The organism is Variovorax sp. 38R (assembly GCF_014843395.1).
Lineage (GTDB): Bacteria > Pseudomonadota > Gammaproteobacteria > Burkholderiales > Burkholderiaceae_C > Variovorax > Variovorax paradoxus_H.
Genome location: NZ_CP062121.1, coordinates 6,005,917 through 6,024,669, shown reverse-complemented (window position 1 = coordinate 6,024,669; position 18,753 = coordinate 6,005,917). Strand labels below are relative to the sequence as shown.

At 64.9% G+C, this 18,753-nt stretch carries 19 protein-coding genes and 1 pseudogene; 14 read left to right on the top strand and 6 right to left on the bottom strand.

The genetic code is table 11. From position 1 onward, the window contains the following. Nucleotides 1-19 precede the first annotated feature (19 nt). Nucleotides 20-1,477, top strand: a complete 1,458-nt coding sequence (gene phnY, locus IG196_RS27945; protein ID WP_192193897.1) for a phosphonoacetaldehyde dehydrogenase — start codon at nucleotides 20-22, stop codon at nucleotides 1,475-1,477. Between the two features lie 202 nt (nucleotides 1,478-1,679). Here the strand turns inward: phnY and IG196_RS27940 are convergent. The 6 genes and pseudogenes from IG196_RS27940 to IG196_RS27915 form a co-directional block, all read right to left on the bottom strand. Beyond that, a pseudogene (locus IG196_RS27940) lies at nucleotides 1,680-2,321 on the bottom strand (1-deoxy-D-xylulose-5-phosphate reductoisomerase); the annotation flags it as partial. 50 nt (nucleotides 2,322-2,371) lie between these two features. Further along, nucleotides 2,372-3,304, bottom strand: a complete 933-nt coding sequence (locus IG196_RS27935; RefSeq protein ID WP_192193895.1) for an IS5 family transposase — start codon at nucleotides 3,302-3,304, stop codon at nucleotides 2,372-2,374. 208 nt (nucleotides 3,305-3,512) lie between these two features. Next, the gene (gene lipA / locus IG196_RS27930; RefSeq protein WP_192193894.1) at nucleotides 3,513-4,511 is read right to left on the bottom strand and encodes a lipoyl synthase; all 999 of its coding nucleotides are present in this window, start codon (nucleotides 4,509-4,511) and stop codon (nucleotides 3,513-3,515) included. 7 nt (nucleotides 4,512-4,518) lie between these two features. Further along, nucleotides 4,519-5,193: a lipoyl(octanoyl) transferase LipB gene (lipB, locus tag IG196_RS27925; protein WP_101493840.1), complete on the bottom strand. Its 675-nt coding sequence runs from the start codon at nucleotides 5,191-5,193 to the stop codon at nucleotides 4,519-4,521. Continuing rightward, complete coding sequence (locus IG196_RS27920) at nucleotides 5,190-5,522, bottom strand: YbeD family protein (RefSeq protein ID WP_192193893.1); 333 nt, start codon at nucleotides 5,520-5,522, stop codon at nucleotides 5,190-5,192. The genes lipB and IG196_RS27920 overlap by 4 nt, the downstream gene beginning before the upstream one ends. Beyond that, nucleotides 5,519-6,412: a D-amino acid aminotransferase gene (locus IG196_RS27915; protein WP_192193892.1), complete on the bottom strand. Its 894-nt coding sequence runs from the start codon at nucleotides 6,410-6,412 to the stop codon at nucleotides 5,519-5,521. The genes IG196_RS27920 and IG196_RS27915 overlap by 4 nt, the downstream gene beginning before the upstream one ends. 137 nt (nucleotides 6,413-6,549) lie before the next feature. Here IG196_RS27915 and IG196_RS27910 point away from each other — a divergent pair, with 137 nt between their 5' ends. The 13 genes from IG196_RS27910 (at nucleotide 6,550) to IG196_RS27850 (ending at nucleotide 18,750) form a co-directional block, all read left to right on the top strand. Beyond that, nucleotides 6,550-7,020, top strand: coding sequence for an ATP synthase subunit I (locus IG196_RS27910; RefSeq protein WP_056576477.1), 471 nt, complete (start codon nucleotides 6,550-6,552; stop codon nucleotides 7,018-7,020). A gap of 26 nt (nucleotides 7,021-7,046) precedes the next feature. Next, nucleotides 7,047-7,925 (top strand): F0F1 ATP synthase subunit A, encoded by an 879-nt coding sequence (gene atpB / locus IG196_RS27905; RefSeq protein WP_101493837.1) that lies wholly within the window; start codon nucleotides 7,047-7,049, stop codon nucleotides 7,923-7,925. Between the two features lie 52 nt (nucleotides 7,926-7,977). Then, nucleotides 7,978-8,247, top strand: coding sequence for a F0F1 ATP synthase subunit C (gene atpE, locus IG196_RS27900; protein ID WP_056576471.1), 270 nt, complete (start codon nucleotides 7,978-7,980; stop codon nucleotides 8,245-8,247). A 33-nt stretch (nucleotides 8,248-8,280) separates the two neighbouring features. Continuing rightward, nucleotides 8,281-8,751 (top strand): F0F1 ATP synthase subunit B, encoded by a 471-nt coding sequence (locus IG196_RS27895; protein ID WP_062480176.1) that lies wholly within the window; start codon nucleotides 8,281-8,283, stop codon nucleotides 8,749-8,751. Between the two features lie 7 nt (nucleotides 8,752-8,758). Then, the gene (locus tag IG196_RS27890) at nucleotides 8,759-9,289 is read left to right on the top strand and encodes a F0F1 ATP synthase subunit delta (protein ID WP_192193891.1); all 531 of its coding nucleotides are present in this window, start codon (nucleotides 8,759-8,761) and stop codon (nucleotides 9,287-9,289) included. 47 nt (nucleotides 9,290-9,336) lie between these two features. Next, complete coding sequence (atpA, locus tag IG196_RS27885) at nucleotides 9,337-10,950, top strand: F0F1 ATP synthase subunit alpha (RefSeq protein WP_101493835.1); 1,614 nt, start codon at nucleotides 9,337-9,339, stop codon at nucleotides 10,948-10,950. 33 nt (nucleotides 10,951-10,983) lie between these two features. Beyond that, nucleotides 10,984-11,859, top strand: a complete 876-nt coding sequence (atpG, locus tag IG196_RS27880) for a F0F1 ATP synthase subunit gamma (protein WP_153281816.1) — start codon at nucleotides 10,984-10,986, stop codon at nucleotides 11,857-11,859. A 43-nt stretch (nucleotides 11,860-11,902) separates the two neighbouring features. After that, nucleotides 11,903-13,318 carry a F0F1 ATP synthase subunit beta gene (atpD, locus tag IG196_RS27875; RefSeq protein WP_099793418.1) on the top strand — a complete coding sequence of 472 codons (1,416 nt, stop codon included), beginning with the start codon at nucleotides 11,903-11,905 and terminating at the stop codon, nucleotides 13,316-13,318. An 18-nt stretch (nucleotides 13,319-13,336) separates the two neighbouring features. After that, nucleotides 13,337-13,756, top strand: a complete 420-nt coding sequence (locus IG196_RS27870; protein WP_056576453.1) for a F0F1 ATP synthase subunit epsilon — start codon at nucleotides 13,337-13,339, stop codon at nucleotides 13,754-13,756. Nucleotides 13,757-14,015: 259 nt separating this feature from the next. Next, nucleotides 14,016-15,185 (top strand): ROK family protein, encoded by a 1,170-nt coding sequence (locus tag IG196_RS27865; RefSeq protein ID WP_153285914.1) that lies wholly within the window; start codon nucleotides 14,016-14,018, stop codon nucleotides 15,183-15,185. Continuing rightward, nucleotides 15,182-16,720: a sugar ABC transporter ATP-binding protein gene (locus IG196_RS27860; protein ID WP_192193890.1), complete on the top strand. Its 1,539-nt coding sequence runs from the start codon at nucleotides 15,182-15,184 to the stop codon at nucleotides 16,718-16,720. Before IG196_RS27865 ends, IG196_RS27860 begins: the two co-directional genes overlap by 4 nt. Next, nucleotides 16,683-17,726, top strand: a complete 1,044-nt coding sequence (locus IG196_RS27855) for an ABC transporter permease (RefSeq protein WP_101493832.1) — start codon at nucleotides 16,683-16,685, stop codon at nucleotides 17,724-17,726. Before IG196_RS27860 ends, IG196_RS27855 begins: the two co-directional genes overlap by 38 nt. 58 nt (nucleotides 17,727-17,784) lie before the next feature. Next, a complete protein-coding gene (locus tag IG196_RS27850; RefSeq protein ID WP_153281819.1) occupies nucleotides 17,785-18,750 on the top strand; it encodes a substrate-binding domain-containing protein in 966 nt (321 codons plus the stop codon). Nucleotides 18,751-18,753 lie beyond the last annotated feature (3 nt).

The following is an 18,753-nucleotide window of genomic DNA, read 5'->3' as shown; positions in this document are numbered from 1 at the left end:
CCTTTTGACGGAGCATTCCATGAGCAAGTCTGACCATTCCGCCCTGAAGCCCGGCACCGTGTACCGCGAAGCGCTGCGCATCGCCGGCGAGAAAGTCCACCGCGACCGCACCATCGACGTCACCTACCCGTACACCGGCGAGGTGATCGCCACCGTGCCCAAGGCCACGCTGGACGACGTGCGCAACGCCTTGCGCATCGCCCGCGACTACAAGCCCACGCTCACGCGCTACGAGCGCTACAAGATCCTCATGCGCGCCGGCGAGATCATCGCTTCGCGCCTGGATGAAATGTCGCGCACCATCACGCTCGAATCGGGCCTGTCGCGCAAGGACTCGCTGTACGAAGTGGGCCGCGCCTCCGACGTGCTGCTGTTCGCCGCCAACCAGGCGCTGGTCGACGACGGCCAGGTGTTCTCGTGCGACCTCACGCACCACGGCAAGAGCCGCAAGGTCTACACGATGCGCGAGCCGCTGTTGGGCGCCATCACCGCCATCACGCCGTTCAACCATCCGCTGAACCAGGTGATCCACAAGGTGGCGCCGGCCATTGCGACCAACAACCGCATCGTGCTGAAACCCAGCGAGAAGACGCCGCTCACGGCCTTCCTGCTGGCCGACATCCTGTACGAAGCAGGACTGCCGCCGCAGATGCTGTCGGTGCTCACGGGCGACCCCAAGGAGATCGCCGACGAGCTGCTGACCAATGCCGAAGTCGACCTCGTCACCTTCACGGGCGGCGTGCCCATCGGCAAGTACATCGCGGGCAAGGCCACCTACAAGCGCCAGATTCTGGAGCTGGGCGGCAACGACCCGATCATCGTGATGGAAGACGCGGACATTGAGGAGGCGGCCACGCTCGCTGCCAATGGTTCTTACAAGAACTCGGGCCAGCGTTGCACGGCAGTCAAACGCATGCTGGTGCACGAGTCGGTGGCCGATCGCTTTGTCGAGCTGCTGGTCGAGAAGACCCGCGCGCTGAAGTACGGTGACCCGATGGACCCGGACACTGACATGGGCACCGTGATCGACGAAGCGGCTGCGAAGCAATTCGAGGCCGTGGTCAACGAAGCCATCGCAGCCGGCGCCAAGCTCCTGTACGGCAACGAACGCCGCGGTGCGCTGTACTCGCCCACCGTGCTCGACCACGTCGATCCCGAGATGACCGTCGCCAAGCAGGAGACCTTCGGCCCCGTGTCGCCGGTGATCCGCTTCAAGAACATCGACGAGGCGATCCGCATCTCGAACGGCACGGCCTACGGCCTGTCGTCATCGATCTGCACCAACCGGCTGGACTACATCACGCGTTTCATCCGCGAGCTGAACGTGGGCAGTGTCAATGTGCGCGAGGTGCCGGGCTACCGCCTGGAGCTCACGCCCTTCGGCGGCATCAAGGACTCGGGCCTGGGCTACAAGGAGGGCGTGCTCGAAGCCATGAAGAGTTTCACCAACACCAAGACCTACTCGCTGCCATGGTGACCGGCGCGGCGCACGAGGCGCATGGCGCGTCGCGCGCCGTGCGTGAGACCCCACCGCCCATGGCGCTGGCCGTGGCGGCCAAGTGGCTGTCGCGCTACAGCCGCGCGCCAATGCCTTCGTCCAAGGTGGTCGACACGGACAGCGCAACCACAGGCGATGCAGATCGCACCGCCGCACGCTGGATCGCCTGAGCCGCCAGCACGCGCGCCTGCGCGTCGGCCGCGAGGATGTCGTCGAGGCTCTCGAGCGCAGACGAGGGCGCGTGCTGCAGGCAGTCTTCCACCACGTGCGCAATGTCGGTGTAGCGCAGGCGCCCGTTCAGGAACGCATCGACCGCCGCTTCGTTCGCCGCATTGAGCGTGACGCTCGCCGCACAGCCGCTGCGCAGCACCTCCAGCGCCAGGCGCAGGCAGGGAAAGTGTTTCAGCTCGGGTGCTGCGAAGCTCAGATGGGCGAGCTGCAGGAAGTCCAACGGCGCCACGCCCGAGTCGATGCGCTCGGGCCACGCCAGCGCATGCGCGATCGGCGTTCGCATGTCGGGGCGCCCCAGCTGTGCCAGCACCGACTGGTCGGCATAGGCCACCATCGAATGGATCACGCTCTGCGGGTGGATCACCACTTCGATGCGCTCGGGCGGCATCGCGAACAGCCAGCGTGCCTCGATGGTTTCGAGCCCCTTGTTCATCATCGTCGCTGAATCGACCGAGATCTTGCGGCCCATGCGCCAGGTGGGATGCGCGCAGGCCTCGTCGGGCGTGACCCGGTCCAGCGCTTCGAGCGGACGGTGCAGGAACGGCCCACCCGACGCGGTGAGCACCAGCCGCTCGACGCCCGCGCCACGGCGCTGTTGCATAACCCGAATTCAGGGCGAGCCTCCCCTTACCCAAGACGCAGCTATGCCACGCGCACAGTCTCAGGCGTTCCCAGACTGGTGAACCTGTTGAGGATCGATGCCCGTACCTGTAGCTCGGTCACCTGCCTCTGGAAGTCCCGTGCCATCACGCGCTCGCCCAGTCTCTTGAAGCACCCCATCTTGGTCTGCACCAGGCTGCGGCGGTGATAGCCGCTGCACTTCTTCCAGATTGAACGACCAAGCTTGCGTGTCGCCCTCAGGATTTCGTTTCTTGCCTGCGCCCCAGCTTTGCCATCCGCCCAAGGCTTGGCGTTCTTGCGTGTGGGGATGATCGCCGCAGCCTGCCGACTGGCGATTGCCTCGTGGCACGCTTTGGTGTCATAGGCACCATCGGCGCTCACCGAATGCAGTTGTTCGTCCGCAGGAATCTGCGCCAGCAACTGCGGCAGCATCGGCGCATCGCCAATGGCGTTGTCCGTGATCTCGATGGCGCGGATCTCCAGCGTCTGTGCATCAATGCCCAGGTGCACCTTGCGCCACTGCCGGCGGTAGTCGGCACCGTGCTTCTTCGTCTTCCATTCGCCTTCGCCCAGCATCTTCACGCCGGTGCTGTCGATCAGCAGGTGTAGGCCCGCGCTGCTGCGGCGCGTGGCAATGGCCACACTCAATGTCTTCTGACGCCGCGACAAGGTGCTGTAGTCGGGCACGGCCCAGTCCAAGTGGGCCAACTTGATCAGGCTCTCGGCCAGGCCCGTCGCCTGGCGCAGGCCCAGCCCGAACATGCACTTCAAGGTCAGGCAGAACTGGATCGCAGCATCGCTGAACACAGCGGGCCGGCCTGAGCGACCACTGGCAGGAGCCTGCCATTGAAGGTCGGCATCGAGCCAAACCATCAATGATCCCCTGCGCTTGAGCGCCGCGTTGTACTCACTCCAGTTCGTCGTGCGGTACTTCGCCCGCGGTGGCTTGCTCATCTGTCTAGCCTAGCCTAACCACGATCGGAGGCCACTCCGGCAGGGTTATGCAACAACGCCCCCTCGGAGGTTCTAATCAGTTTTTTGGATGGTGCGGCGGGCGCGCAGGACCGTCGCCGCGGCCGTTCGGAAACGGCTGCGGTACGAGGTCAGGGAGAGAGGGAGTGCGCCGAGGCCCGTGCGTGGCGGGCGGTCGGGCGGGGCGTCGTCAGACGCCGGCGGCGTGCGCCTGCTGGTCGGCGTGGTAGCTGGAGCGCACCATGGCGCCCACGGCCGCGTGGCTGAAGCCCATCTTGTAGGCCTCTTCCTCGAACATCTTGAAGGTGTCGGGGTGCACGTAGCGGCGCACCGGCAGGTGCGAGCCCGACGGCGACAGGTACTGGCCGATGGTCAGCATGTCGATGTCGTGGGCGCGCATGTCGCGCATCACCTGCAGGATCTCTTCGTCGGTCTCGCCCAGGCCGACCATGATGCCGCTCTTGGTCGGCACCTTCGGGTGCAGCGCCTTGAACTTCTTCAGCAGGTTCAGGCTGAACTGGTAGTCGCTGCCCGGACGCGCTTCCTTGTACAGGCGCGGCGCGGTCTCGAGGTTGTGGTTCATCACGTCCGGCGGCGCGGCCTTGAGGATCTCGAGGGCGCGGTCGTCGCGGCCGCGGAAGTCGGGCACGAGGATCTCGATCTGCGTCATCGGCGAGAGCTCGCGGATGTTCGTGATGCAGTCGACGAAGTGCTGGCTGCCGCCGTCGCGCAGGTCGTCGCGGTCGACGCTGGTGATCACCACGTACTTCAGGCGCAGCTTGGCGATGGTCTTGGCCAGGTTGAGCGGCTCGTCCTTGTCCAGCGGGTCGGGGCGGCCGTGGCCCACGTCGCAGAACGGGCAGCGGCGCGTGCACTTGTCGCCCATGATCATGAAGGTGGCCGTGCCGTTGCCGAAGCATTCGCCGATGTTCGGGCACGAGGCTTCTTCGCAGACCGTGTGCAGGTTGCTTTCACGCAGGATCTGCTTGATTTCGTAGAAGCGCGTGGTGGGGCTGCCGGCCTTGACGCGGATCCACTCGGGCTTCTTGAGCACTTCGCCGGTCTGCACCACCTTGACGGGGATGCGCGACAGCTTGGCCGCGGCCTTCTGCTTGGCCAGGGGGTTGTAGTTTTCGGCGCTCTGGGCCTCTCTCACTACGGGGGACGGGACGACTTCGGTGGTGCTCATTGGATTGCTAAGGTGCCAGGAAGGTGATGAGCTTCTGGCCCAGCACGCCGGCAGCTTCTTCCCATGTGGTTTGGACGCCGATTGTAGAAAGGTCGACCGTTTTCAGCCCCGCGTAGCCGCAAGGGTTGATGCGCGAGAAGGGTTCGAGGTCCATCGCGACATTGAGCGACACACCGTGGTAAGTGGCGTGACGGCTCACCTTGATGCCCAGCGCGGCGATCTTGCCCAGGCCCCGGAACGGGTCGGCGCCGGGCATCGGGCCGGTGAGTGCTGCGTGCGAGAACGGGTCGTCCAGGCGCACGTAGATGCCCGGGGCGCCGGGCACGCGGTGGCCGGTCACGCCGAAATGGGCGAGCGTGCGCAGCACCGATTCCTCGATGCGGTAGACGTATTCCTTGACGTAGTAGCCGGCGCGCCGCAGGTCGATGAGCGGGTAGGCCACCACCTGGCCGGGGCCGTGGAAGGTGACCTGCCCGCCGCGGTCGGTCTGCACGACCGGGATCGGGCCGGGGGCCAGGATGTGGTCAGTCTTGCCCGCCAGCCCTTGGGTGAATACCGGGTCGTGCTCGCAAATCCATAGCGCGTCGGGGCTCTCGGGCGTGCGCTCCTGCGTGAAGCGCTGCATCGCCGCATAGGTGGCGAGGTAGTCGGCCCGGCCGAGCGACTGCGCTTCGATGGTCAAAGAACGACCTTGACCGACGGGTGCGACGACAGGGCGCGGTACAGGTCGTCGAGCTGTTCGCGGCTGGTGGCCGTGACGGTGATGGTCACGCCCAGGTAGTTGCCGGCCTTGCTGTCGCGCAGCTCGACGGTGGTGGCGTCGAAGTTCGGGTCGAAGCGTTCGGCGATCTGCGTGATGGCGTGCACCAGGCCGTCGGTCTTGGCACCCATGACCTTGATCGGGAACTGCGAGGGGTACTCGATCAGCGACTCCTTGCGCGGGTCGGGGATCGGGGTCGTGTCGTCGGTGGTGTCGTTGGTGTTGGTCGGGGGCGTGGTGTTGTCGGTCATGCAAGGGCTCCTGGCCTCTCAGCGTTGCGTTGCTTGGCCTGTTGGTAGGCGGCATACAAGCTCTGGTAGATGGGGCCGGGACGGCCATTGCCAATGGTCTGGCCGTCGAGCGTGGTGACGGGCAGCACCTCTTTGGTGGCTGAGGACAGCAGCAGCTCATCGGCGCCGAACACTTCGTCACGCGACACGCGCCGCAGCGCAAAGGGAATGCCGCTGTCCTGGCACAGGCGCTCGAGCAGGCCGTAGCGGATGCCGGTCAGCACGAGGTTGTCTTTCGGTGGGCCGATGAGCGTGCCGTCCTTGACGATCCACACATTGCTCGACGAGGCCTCGCTGAGCGAGTCGCCTCGGAACATCACGGTTTCGGTCGCGCCGGCCTCGACGCTGATCTGCCGTGCGAGCACCGCGCCCAGCAGGCTGGTGCTCTTGATGTGGGCCTTCTGCCAGCGGAAATCGTCGGTCGTGACGCAGGTCACGCCCTTGGCGCGCACCGCATCGGCCACCGGCGGCAGGGGGTTCACCATCGCGAACACCGTGGGGCGCAGGCCGCGCACCATCACGTGATCGCGCGGTGCGACACCGCGCGAGACCTGGAAGTAGATCGCCTGCGGTGCATGGCCCAGCGGTGCCGTGAGCTGCACCGCAATGGCGCGCCATTCGTCGCGCGAGTAGGGGTTGTCGATCTGCAACTCAGCCAGCGAACGCTCGAGGCGCGCGATGTGCTCGTCGAAGCAGAAGGGCACTCCGAAGTACACAGGGATGACTTCGTAGATGCCGTCGCCGAAGATGAAGCCGCGGTCGAGGACGCTGATCTTCGCGTCGCGCAGCGGGGTGAATTCGCCGTTGAGAAAACACGGCGTGTCGGGCAGTGCCGAGGTGATGTCTTGCATCCGCAAATTATGGGCGGACGCCACACTCGGTGCAGAACTGTGGACGAAGTGTCACGTTATGTCGGGACCCCGCTAGGTTTTACTTATAATCAATGGCTTTGTAAAATTCTCCGGGGACAAACACGGGGTGCATTCGAATGACAACCAACGCCCCTGTCCCTGAGGTTGACGCCGAAGAATCCGATTTCAAGCCACTGACGGCCGAAGAGGCCCAGAAGTTGCGCGAGCAAAACCCCGAGCTGTCACCCTGGTGGGTGATCGCAGCCCAAGTGGCTGCAGGTGTGGTGGTGGCTTGCCTGGCGTGGATCTGGACGGCGCGATCCGAGGCTGCAATCTCGGCGTTTTACGGAGCCATGACAGTAGCGATCCCCGCGGCCTTGTTTGTCCGCGGTGTCCGGCGCAAGCCGGGCATGCCGTCGCAGGCTGTCATGTTGAGGTTTTTTGTATGGGAGATGATCAAGATCGCGTTGACCGTAGCCTTGCTGGCCGCGGCGCCGTGGCTGATCGGGGGGCTCGTCTGGCTGGCCATGGTGGCTGGCGTGGTGGTCGCCATGAAGATGTACTGGGTGGCACTGTTGGTGCGGCCCAAATTTTTGAACCGGATTTGACTGTTTTGGAAGAGAGACGCTGAAAGATGGCCGCCGAAGGACACGCCCCGACCGCGAGTGAATACATCGTTCACCACCTCCAGCACTGGCAAGTCGACTGGAGCCTCAAGCCCGTCGTTCAATCCGCCATTGTTGACTTCAACGTCATCAACCTCGACTCGGTGCTCTACGCGCTGATCGTTGGCGCATTGGGCTGCTTCGTGCTGTGGCTGGCTGCCCGCAAGGCAACGCCCGGCGTGCCTGGCCGTTTCCAGGCGGCGGTCGAAATCCTGGTCGAGATGGTCGACAACCAGGCCAAGGCCAACATCCACAACGCCGCGAGCCGCAAGTTCATTGCCCCGCTGGCGCTCACCGTGTTCGTCTGGATCTTCCTGCTGAACGCGATGGACATGCTGCCGGTCGACCTGCTGCCGGCCATCTGGACCCAGGTGTATTCGGCCATGGGCCACGATCCGCACCACGCCTACATGCGTGCCGTGCCGACCGCCGACCTCTCGACCACGCTCGGTCTTTCGACTTCCGTGCTGCTCCTGTGCCTGTTCTACAGCGTCAAGGTCAAGGGCCTGGGCGGCTGGGGCCACGAGCTGATCACTGCGCCCTTCGGTGCCCACCCGCTGCTGTGGCCCATCAACCTGCTGATGCAGGTCATCGAGTACCTGGCCAAGACGGTTTCACACGGCATGCGGTTGTTCGGCAACATGTATGCAGGCGAGCTCGTCTTCATGCTCATCGCCCTCATGGGCGGTGCCATGGCGGCCTCGTTCTCCGGTGTGTTGCTGCCCATCGGGCACATCATTGCCGGCACTGTCTGGGCGATCTTCCACATCCTGGTGATCACGCTGCAGGCTTTCATCTTCATGATGCTGACCCTGATCTATCTGGGCCAGGCGCATGAGGCGCATTGAGTTTCCCTTTTTCTTTTCGTTTGCTTTAAATCTGTTCTAAGGAGTCATCATCATGGAAAACATTCTCGGTCTCGTCGCTCTCGCTTGTGGTCTGATCGTCGGTCTCGGCGCCATCGGTGCTTCCATCGGCATCGCGCTGATGGGTGGCAAGTTCCTGGAATCGTCGGCCCGTCAACCTGAGCTGATGAACGACCTGCAGACCAAGATGTTCATCTTGGCGGGTCTGATCGACGCGGCTTTCCTGATCGGCGTGGCCATCGCTCTGCTGTTCGCCTTCGCCAACCCGTTCGCCGCGACCCTGCTGGCCAACCTGCCCAAGTAAGCCGGTTCAACGCCACTCCAGAAAGGTGTTGCCGTGAGTATCAACGCGACCCTGTTCGTTCAGGCCATCGTCTTCTTGCTGCTGGTGCTGTTCACGATGAAATTCGTGTGGCCGCCCATCGCAAAGGCCTTGGATGAACGCGCACAAAAGATCGCTGCGGGCCTGGCGGCCGCCGAGAAGGCCAAGGCTGAACTCGCTTCCGCCAACCAGCGCGTCGAGCAGGAACTGGTTCAGTCTCGCAACGAGACCACCAGCCGCCTGGCCGATGCCGAGCGCCGCGCCCAGCAGATCATCGAAGAGGCCAAGGGCCGTGCAACTGTGGAGGCCAACAAGATCGTGGCCGACGCGCACGCCGAAGCCGAACAGCAGTCCGTGCGTGCCCGTGAAGCCCTGCGTGAGCAGGTTGCAGCACTGGCCGTCAAGGGTGCCGAGCAGATTCTCCGCAAGGAAGTCAATGCCGGTGTCCACGCCGACCTGCTCCAGCGCCTGAAGACCGAGCTCTGAGGACGATATGGCCGAACTTGCGACCATTGCCCGCCCCTACGCGGACGCGCTCTTCGAGGCTACTTCGAGCGACCTCGAAGGCACGGCCGGCTGGATCGGCCAGCTGGCCGCCCTCGCTGCCGATCCCCAGCTCCTGCAGTTCGCTGCCGACCCGAAGGTGTCGCAGGAACAGGTCTTCGACCTGATTTCCGGCCTCCTGCCGCAAGCCTTGCCGAACGCCGGCAAGAACTTCCTGCGCACGGTGATCGACAACGGCCGGCTCGCTGCATTGCCCGAAGTCGCGGCCCAGTACCGCGAGCTCAAGAACGCCAAGGGCGGCACGTCCGACGCGGTGATCTACAGCGCCTTCCCGATCGACGCGGCGAGTCTCGCCGAAGTCGGCGCGGCGCTGCAGCGCCGTTTCGGTCGTCCGCTGAACACGCGTGTGGAATCCGATCCTTCGCTGATCGGCGGCATCCGTGTGGTGGTGGGGGACGAAGTCCTCGACACCTCCGTCAAGGCGCGTCTCGAACAAATGAAAGCAGCGCTCACCGCCTGAGGCGGCGAGCCGCGGTTGGCCCTATTTATTGAAAGAAGGAAAGAGTCATGCAACTCAATCCCGCAGAAATTTCCGAACTGATCAAGAGCCGTATCGAAGGCCTTGGCGTCAGCGCCGACATCCGCAACCAGGGCACCGTGGTCTCGGTGACCGACGGCATCGTGCGCGTGCACGGCCTGTCGGACGCGATGCAGGGCGAAATGCTCGAGTTCCCGCCCACGGCTGACGGCACGCCGTCGTTCGGCCTGGCGCTGAACCTCGAGCGCGACTCGGTCGGCGCCGTGATTCTGGGCGAGTACGAGCACATCTCCGAAGGCGACACCGTGAAGTGCACGGGCCGCATCCTGGAAGTGCCCGTGGGCCCCGAGCTCATCGGCCGCGTGGTGAACGCACTGGGCCAGCCGATCGACGGCAAGGGTCCGATCAACGCCAAGATGACCGACGTGATCGAAAAGGTCGCTCCCGGCGTGATCGCACGGAAGTCCGTCGACCAGCCGATGCAGACCGGCCTGAAGTCGATCGACTCCATGGTGCCCGTCGGCCGTGGCCAGCGCGAGCTGATCATCGGCGACCGCCAGACCGGCAAGACCGCCGTGGCGATCGACGCGATCATCAACCAGAAGGGTCAGAACATGACCTGCGTCTACGTTGCGATCGGCCAGAAGGCTTCGTCGATCAAGAACGTGGTGCGCTCGCTGGAACAAGCCGGCGCGATGGACTACACCATCGTCGTGGCCGCATCGGCCTCCGAATCGGCTGCCATGCAGTACGTGTCGGCCTATTCGGGCTGCACGATGGGCGAGTACTTCCGCGACCGCGGCCAGGACGCCCTGATCGTCTATGACGACCTGTCCAAGCAAGCCGTGGCCTACCGTCAGGTGTCGCTGCTGCTGCGCCGCCCGCCAGGCCGCGAAGCCTACCCCGGCGACGTGTTCTATCTCCACAGCCGTCTGCTCGAGCGCGCAGCCCGCGTGAACGCCGACTACGTCGAAGCCTTCACCAAGGGTGAAGTCAAGGGCAAGACCGGCTCGCTGACCGCACTGCCGATCATCGAAACGCAAGCTGGCGACGTGTCCGCCTTCGTTCCGACCAACGTGATCTCGATCACCGACGGCCAGATCTTCCTGGAAACCAGCCTGTTCAACGCCGGCATCCGCCCCGCCATCAACGCCGGTATCTCGGTGTCGCGCGTGGGTTCGTCGGCGCAGACCAACCTGATCAAGAACCAGTCGGGCGGTATCCGTACCGACCTGGCCCAGTACCGTGAACTGGCCGCGTTCGCGCAGTTCGCTTCCGACCTCGACGAAGCGACCCGCAAGCAACTCGACCGCGGTGCGCGCGTGACGGAACTGCTCAAGCAGACCCAGTACAGCCCGCTGCCGATCTCGCTGATGAATGCCACGCTGTTCGCAGTGAACAAGGGCTTCATGGACGACATCGACGTCAAGAAGGTGCTCCCGTTCGAACACGGTTTCCATCAGCTGCTGAAGACGAGCCACGCCGCCCTGCTCGAGACCATGGAAAAGAATGGTGCCAAGTGGGACGTCAAGCCCGCCAAGCCGGACGACAGCGCAGAAAAGCAGGCTTTCAAGAAGGTTTGCCAGGACGCCGAAGCCGAACTGCTGGCCGCCGCCACCTCGTTCAAGAAGTCGTTCGCCTGATCGACCCCTTGACCGACGCAAGAAGGAGTTCATATGGCAGCTGGTAAGGAAATCCGCGGCAAGATCAAATCGGTGGAAAACACCAAGAAGATCACCAAGGCCATGGAAATGGTCTCGGTTTCCAAGATGCGCAAGGCGCAAGAGCGCATGCGTGCCGCCCGCCCCTACAGCGAGAAGATCCGCAACATTGCGGCGAACCTTGGCAAGGCGAATCCCGAGTACACGCACGCCTTCATGAAGAAGAACGACGCCAAGGCGATCGGCTTCATCATCGTGACGAGCGACAAGGGCCTGTGCGGTGGCTTGAACACCAACCTGCTGCGCGCCGTGACGGCCAAGCTGCGCGAAGCGCAGGCTGCAGGCGTGGCGATCGAGTCGGTCGCCATCGGCAGCAAGGGCCTAGGCTTCCTGAACCGCATCGGCGCCCGCGTGGTCGCGCATGTCACCCACCTGGGTGACACGCCGCACCTGGACAAGCTCATCGGCCCGGTCAAGACGCTGCTCGACGCTTACGCGGAAGGCAAGCTCTCGGCCGTGTACCTGTGCTACACGAAGTTCATCAACACGATCAAGCAGGAGCCGCTCGTCGAGCAGCTGCTGCCGCTGGCCGAAGACTCGCTGAAAGTCGAGGAAGGCCAGCATTCGTGGGATTACATCTACGAGCCCGATGCGCAAAGCGTGATCGACGAGCTGCTGGTCCGCTATGTGGAGTCGCTGGTCTATCAGGCCGTGGCAGAGAACATGGCGTCCGAGCATTCGGCGCGGATGGTGGCCATGAAGGCTGCCACCGACAACGCAGGCAATGTGATCAGCGAGCTGAAGCTGGTCTACAACAAGACCCGCCAGGCCGGCATCACCAAGGAGCTCTCGGAAATCGTTTCGGGCGCTGCGGCGGCCGCCGGTGTCTGAGCCCTTCGGACCTCAACAGATTTAAATTTTTATCGGAGCAGACATGGCTCAAGCAGAAGCAGTTCAAGGCAAGATCGTTCAGTGTATTGGCGCTGTGGTCGACGTGGAATTCCCGCGCGACAAGATGCCCAAGATCTACGACGCCCTCAAGTTCGAAGGCAGCGCACTGACGCTCGAAGTCCAGCAGCAGCTCGGCGACGGCGTGGTCCGCACGATTGCGCTGGGTTCTTCCGACGGCCTGCGCCGCGGCCTGATCGTGACCAACACGCAAGCCCCCATCACCGTGCCCGTGGGCAAGGCGACGCTGGGCCGCATCATGGACGTGCTGGGCGCGCCCATCGACGAGCGTGGTCCGGTCGACCAGACGCTGACCGCCTCCATCCACCGCAAGGCTCCCGCGTACGACGAACTGTCGCCGTCGCAAGACCTGCTGGAAACCGGCATCAAGGTGATCGACCTGGTGTGCCCGTTCGCCAAGGGCGGCAAGGTGGGCCTGTTCGGTGGTGCCGGCGTGGGCAAGACCGTGAACATGATGGAACTCATCAACAACATCGCCAAGGCTCACTCGGGTCTGTCGGTGTTCGCTGGTGTGGGCGAACGTACCCGTGAAGGCAACGACTTCTATCACGAGATGGCCGACTCCGGCGTCGTGAACCTCGAGAAGCTCGAAGACTCCAAGGTCGCCATGGTCTACGGCCAGATGAACGAGCCCCCGGGCAACCGTCTGCGCGTGGCCCTGACCGGCCTGACCATCGCCGAGTCGTTCCGCGACGAAGGCCGTGACGTGCTGTTCTTCGTGGACAACATCTACCGTTACACGCTGGCCGGTACCGAAGTGTCGGCACTGCTGGGTCGTATGCCTTCCGCCGTGGGCTACCAGCCGACGCTGGCCGAGGAAATGGGCCGTCTGCAAGAGCGGATCACGTCGACCAAGGTCGGCTCGATCACCTCGATCCAGGCCGTCTACGTTCCTGCCGACGACTTGACCGACCCGTCGCCCGCCACGACCTTCGCCCACTTGGACTCGACCGTGGTGCTGTCGCGTGACATCGCTTCGCTCGGTATCTACCCCGCCGTGGACCCGCTGGACTCGACCTCGCGCCAGCTCGACCCGAACGTGGTCGGTGAAGAGCACTACAACGTGGCCCGCGCCGTGCAGGGCATCCTGCAGCGCTACAAGGAACTGCGCGACATCATCGCGATTCTGGGCATGGACGAACTGGCCCCCGACGACAAGCTCGCCGTGGCCCGCGCCCGCAAGATCCAGCGTTTCCTGTCGCAGCCGTTCCACGTGGCCGAAGTGTTCACCGGTTCGCCCGGCAAGTACGTGTCACTGGCCGAAACCATCCGTGGTTTCAAGATGATCGTCAACGGCGAAGCCGACCACCTGCCGGAACAAGCGTTCTACATGGTGGGCACGATCGACGAAGCGTTCGAAAAAGCCAAGAAGGTCGCCTAAGGCGGCATGGGAACTCAGATGGCCAACACCATTCACGTCGACGTGGTCAGCGCGGAAGAGTCGATCTTCTCGGGCGAAGCCACGTTCGTCGCGCTGCCCGGTGAAGCCGGTGAGCTCGGCATCTATCCGCGTCACACGCCGCTGATCACGCGCATCCGCCCCGGTGCCGTGCGCATCGAAACGGCCGACGGCGGCGAAGAGTTCGTCTTCGTGGCCGGCGGCATTCTCGAAGTGCAGCCTGATGCCGTCACCGTGCTGTCCGACACCGCAATCCGCGGCAAGGACCTCGACGACGAGAAGGCCAACCAGGCCAAGGCGGCCGCCGAGGAAGCGCTGAAGAACGCCAAGAGCGACATCGACATCGCGATGGCGCAGTCGGAACTGGCCGTGATGGCTGCGCAGATCGCTGCGCTGCGCAAGTACCGCCAGAAGAAGTAAATCCAAGCCGCTGCCTTCGGGCAGGTGCCAAGAGAAAGCCGCCTCCGGGCGGCTTTTTTTCGTCCGGCTTTTCCAGATCGCCAGATCGTGTGCGAGTTTAGTTTGAAATAGGTCGAAGTTAAGCCTTGCCCGGCTGAAGATGCGCTCCTAGTATTCGCCTTCGCCCGGCGGCCGATCGTCTGATCGTTCGACCGGCGCCTTTCCAAAAAAGAGCGGAGACAAACGCGTGGCACCCTGGAGCGGCATCACGACCGACGAAATGCGGTTGCTGGAATCGACCTTCTGGTCGGCCGGCGGCTCGCGCCATGCCATGGCCGAACAGCTCGGCTTCTCCAAGAGCAAGGCCAACGGCCTGATCGCCGGCCTCGTCGACCAAGGCCTGCTTGCCGAAGCCGGCCTGCAGCGCTCCTCGGGCGGTCGGCGCGCCGAAAACCTCCAGCTCAATGGCGAACTCGGCGTGCTCGTCGGCATCGACATCGGCGCCACCAGCCTAGACGTCGCGGTGCTGCGCCCCGACCTCACGGTGCTGGCCCAGCATGAAGAAGCCGCCGACGTGCGCGAAGGCCCGGCCGTGGTGCTGGCCCGTGTGCGCGTGCTCATGCGCGAACTGCTCGCGCGTTGCGGGCAGGGCGCCAGGAACGTCATGGGCATCGGCATCGGCGTGCCCGGCCCGGTCAACTTCGAGATCGGCCAGCTCGTGAACCCGCCGCTCATGCCGGCGTGGGACAGCTTCTCGATCCGCGACTACCTGCGCGAGGACTATGCCGCGCCGGTGTTCGTCGACAACGACGTCAACCTGATGGCGCTCGGCGAACTGTGGCGGCTGCGTCGCTCGCTCTCGAATTTCCTCGTGATCAAGATCGGCACCGGCATTGGCTGCGGCATCGTCTGCCACGGCGAGGTGTACCGCGGCGCCGCCGGTTCGGCCGGCGACGTGGGCCACATCTGCGTCGACCAGGAAGGTCCGCGCTGCCATTGCGGCAACCTCGGCTGCGTCGAGGCGATGGCGGCCGGCCCTGCGATCACGCGCATGGCGATGCAGGCGGCCGAAGCCGGTGAAAGCGAAACACTCGCCGAATGCCTGCGCACGCGCGGGCGCATCGACGCCTTCGATGTGGGGCAGGCCAGCCGCGGCGGCGACCCGGCGGCCAACGCCATCATCCAGCGCGCGGGCAGCCTCATCGGGCAGATGCTCGCGTCGGTCGTCAACTTCTTCAATCCGTCGCACGTGTTCATCGGCGGCGGCATCACGCGCATCGGCCCGCTGTTTCTCGCGGCGGTGCGCCAGAGCGTGTACCAACGCTCGCTCGCGCTGTCGACGCGGCACCTCGAGATTCAATACACGCCGCTGGGCACGCAGGGCGGCCTCGTCGGCGCGGGCGTGCTGGCGATGCAGGAAACGCTCAAGGCCCGAGGAGTGGCTCCATGACCGCCGTGGAAACCAACAAGGGCAGCGTGGCCGTCGAGTTCGATGCCGTGGTGAAGGCTTTCGGCCCCGTGCAGGTGCTGCACGGCGTGAGCTTCGCGCTCGCGCCGGGCCGCGTGTACGGCCTGCTCGGTGAGAACGGCGCGGGCAAGTCCACGCTGATGAAGATCCTGTCGGGCTACGAGTCGCTGACCAGCGGCACGTTGCGCATCAACGGCCAGCCGCAAACCTTCACGAGCTCGCGCGATGCCGAGGCGCTCGGCATCGTGCTGATCCACCAGGAGTTCAACCTCGCCGAAGACCTCAGCGTCGCGCAGAACATCTTCCTCGGCCACGAGAAAAAGAAGGGGTTCCTGCTCGACGACGCCGCGATGGAACGCGATGCCGGCGCCGCGCTCGCCGCCGTCGGCCTGGCCATCGACCCGCGCACCAAGGTGCGCCGGCTCATCGTCGCCGAGAAGCAGCTCGTCGAGATCGCGAAGGCCATCGCCCGCCGCGCGCGCCTGCTCGTCATGGACGAGCCCACCGCCACGCTCACGCCCGGCGAGACCGAGCGCCTGTTCAAGCTCATCGCGCAGCTGCGCGCCGACGGCGTGACCATCGTCTACATCTCGCACAAGCTCGACGAGGTGGAGCAGGTCACCGACGAGGTGATCGTGATGCGCGACGGCCGTTTCGTGGCACGCGCGCCCACGCCCGAAGTCTCGCGCCAGCAGATGGCCAACCTCATGGTGGGCCGCGAGCTGGCCGACCTGTACCCGCCGCGCGACCTCGTCGTGGCGGCCGACGCACCCGCCCTGCGCGTGCGCAACTTCAGCGTGCCCGGCTGGGCGCAGGACGCGAGCTTCGAGGTGCGCCCCGGCGAGATCCTCGGCTTCGCGGGCCTTGTCGGCGCGGGCCGCACCGAACTGTTCGAAGGCCTGCTCGGGCTGCGCCCCGCGAGCGGCACGGTCGAGATGCGCGGCGAGCCCGTGCCGCACGGCAAGGGCTGGCGCAACCCGCGCGATGCCGCCAAGCATGGCCTCACCTACCTCAGCGAAGACCGCAAGGGCAAGGGCCTGCACGTGCACTTCGGCCTGCGCCAGAACCTCACGCTGATGGCGCTGGAGCGCTATGCGCAGCCCTGGCTGAAGCCCGACGCGGAACGCATTGCGCTCGCCGAGGCGGTGAAGGACTACGGCATCCGCACCGGCTCGCTCGACGTGCGCGCCTCGTCGCTGTCGGGCGGCAACCAGCAGAAGCTCGCGCTCGCCAAGGTGCTGCAGCCGCAGCCGAAAGTGGTGGTGCTCGACGAGCCCACGCGCGGCGTCGACGTGGGCGCCAAGCGCGACATCTATTTCCTGATCCAGCGACTCGCCCGCGAAGGCCTCGCGGTGATCGTCGTCTCGTCCGAGCTGATGGAACTGATCGGCCTGTGCCACCGCGTCGCGGTGATGCGCGCGGGCCGGCTCGTTGCCACGCTGGACGCGACCCACCTGACTGAAGAGGAGCTCATCGCTCATGCCACCGGAACCGCAGACACCTCCGCCGCAGCCTGAAGCGGCCGCAGCAACTGCTGCAGCAGCGCATCGCAGCGAGGCCAAGCCGCGCTGGACCGAGCGCCTGCACGGCCTCGGTCCGGTCATCGGCCTCGTGCTGCTGTGCATCGCAGGCACGCTGCTCAACAGCGACTTCGCCACCGTCGACAACGCGATGAACGTGCTCACGCGCACGGCCTTCATCGGCATCATCGCGGTGGGCATGTGCTTCGTGATCATCTCGGGCGGCATCGACCTGTCGGTGGGTTCGATGGCCGCGCTCATCGCGGGCAGCGTGATCATGTTCATCAACTGGGCCGGTCCCGCCTCGGGCTCGCCGCTGATGGCAGTGATGATGGGCGCGGTGCTCGCCGTGGTGCTCGGCGCGCTGTTCGGCCTGGCACACGGCCTGCTCATCACCAAGGGGCGCATCGAGCCCTTCATCGTGACGCTGGGCACGCTCGGCATCTTCCGCGCCTACCTCACGTACTTTGCCGATGGCGGTGCGCTCACGCTCGACAACGAGCTGTCGGACCTCTATGCGCCCGTGTACTACGCGAGCCTCGCAGGCATCCCGGTGCCGGTGTGGGTGTTTGTGATCGTCGCGATCATCGGCGGCGTCATCCTGAACCGCACGGCCTACGGACGCTACGTGCAGGCCATCGGTTCCAACGAGCAGGTGGCGCGCTATGCGGCCGTGGACGTCGACCGCGTGAAGATCCTCACCTACGTGCTGCTCGGCGTGTGCGTGGGCATCGCGACGCTGCTGTACGTGCCGCGCCTGGGCTCGGCCTCGCCGACCACGGGCCTGCTGTGGGAGCTCGAAGCGATCGCCGCGGTGATCGTCGGCGGCACCGCGCTCAAGGGCGGCGCGGGCAGCATCACCGGCACGGTGGTGGGCGCGATCCTGCTCTCGGTCATCAGCAACATCCTGAACCTCACCAGCATCATCAGCGTGTACCTGAACGCTGCTGTCCAAGGCTTCGTGATCATCGTCGTCGCGTTCCTTCAACGCGGACGCCGCTAGTTTTTCGTTGTTCGTTCGTTCCGTTCCCGTTCCACCCACCAAAGAGGAGACATCCAGCATGACGACTTTCACCCGACGCCTCGCGCTCACGGCGGTTGCCACCGCAGCGTTCGCCGCCAGCCTGCCCGCGCTTGCCGCGGAAAAGGTCAACCTCGGCGTGTCGATTCCCGCGGCCACGCACAGCTTCATGGGCGGCATCAACTACTGGGCCAACCAGGCGAAGAAGGACCTCGAGAAGCAGCACAAGGACCTGAAGATCACGATCAAGACCGCAGCCAACGCGCCCGAGCAGGCCAACCAGCTGCAAGACCTGTCGACGGTCACCAAGATCAACGCGCTCGTCGTGTTCCCCTTTGAATCGGCCGCACTGACCAAGCCGGTCGCGCAGGTCAAGGCCAAGGGCGCGTACGTCACCGTGGTCGACCGCGGCCTCACCGACACCAGCGCGCAAGACGCTTACGTGGCGGGCGACAACACGGCCTTCGGCAAGATCCCGGCCGAGTACATCGTGAAGCAGCTCGGCGGCAAGGGCAATGTGGTGGCGCTGCGCGGCATCGCGACCACGCTCGACAACGAACGCATGGACGCCTTCAACGCGGTGCTCAAGGGCAGCCCCGACATCAAGCTGCTCGACGCCAAGTACGCCAACTGGAACCGCGACGACGCCTTCAAGGTCACGCAGGACTACCTGACGCGCTTCAAGCAGATCGACGCCATCTGGGCCGCCGACGACGACATGGCCGTGGGCGTGCTCAAGGCCATCTCGCAGGCCAAGCGCGACGACATCAAGATCGTGTTCGGCGGCGCCGGCGCCAAGGACATGGTCAAGACCATCATGGACGGCAAGGACAAGCGCATCGGTGCCGACGTGAGCTACTCGCCCAAGTTCATCTACGACGCGATCAAGCTCACGGCCGAAGCGCGCCTGAAGGGCGAGAAGCTGCCGGCGACGACGATCATTCCGTCGGTGCTGATCACGAAGGAAAACGCGAAGGACTTCTACCACCCCAACTCGCCGTTCTAAGGT